Genomic DNA, 562 nt, shown 5'->3' with positions numbered 1-562 from the left:
TGTGCATCTGGGAGACGCCGATCTGCTCGGCGATCTGGGACTGGGTGAGGTTGCCGTAGAAGCGGAGGGTGAGGATCTTCTGTTCGCGTTCGTCGAGGGTGGCCAGGGCCGGGCCGAGGGCGACGCGGAGTTCGGCGAGTTCGTATTCGCCGTCTTCGCCGCCGAGCATGTCGCCGAGTTCGGTGGCGCGTTCGCCGTCGCCGGTCGGGGTGGACAGGGAGACGGCGTTGTAGGCGCGGGCGCCTTCGAGACCTTCGAGGATCTCTTCCTCGGTGAGGTTGAGGTGGGTGGCGATGTCGGTGACGGTCGGGGAGCGGCCGAGGGTCTGCAGGAGGGTGCTGTTGGCTTCGCTGATGGCGAGGCGGAGTTCCTGGAGTCGGCGGGGTACCCGGATGTCCCAGGTGCGGTCGCGGAAGTGTCGCTTGAGTTCGCCGATGATGGTCGGGATGGCGTAGCCGGCGAAGTCGACGCCGCGGGTGGGGTCGAACTTGTCGATGGCCTTGATGAGTCCGACGGCGGCGGTCTGGACGAGGTCGTCGGTGGGTTCGCCGCGTCCGCTGTA

1 protein-coding gene is annotated in these 562 nt (G+C 67.4%); it reads right to left on the bottom strand.

Annotated features, from left to right (window positions below; translation table 11 throughout):
• On the bottom strand, positions 1–562 hold a 562-nt coding region (locus tag ACFP2T_RS48005; RefSeq protein WP_377434811.1), incomplete at both ends, for a SigB/SigF/SigG family RNA polymerase sigma factor.

This window comes from Plantactinospora solaniradicis, assembly GCF_042658085.1.
GTDB lineage: Bacteria > Actinomycetota > Actinomycetes > Mycobacteriales > Micromonosporaceae > Plantactinospora > Plantactinospora solaniradicis.
This window is presented reverse-complemented; position numbering and strand designations above follow the sequence as displayed.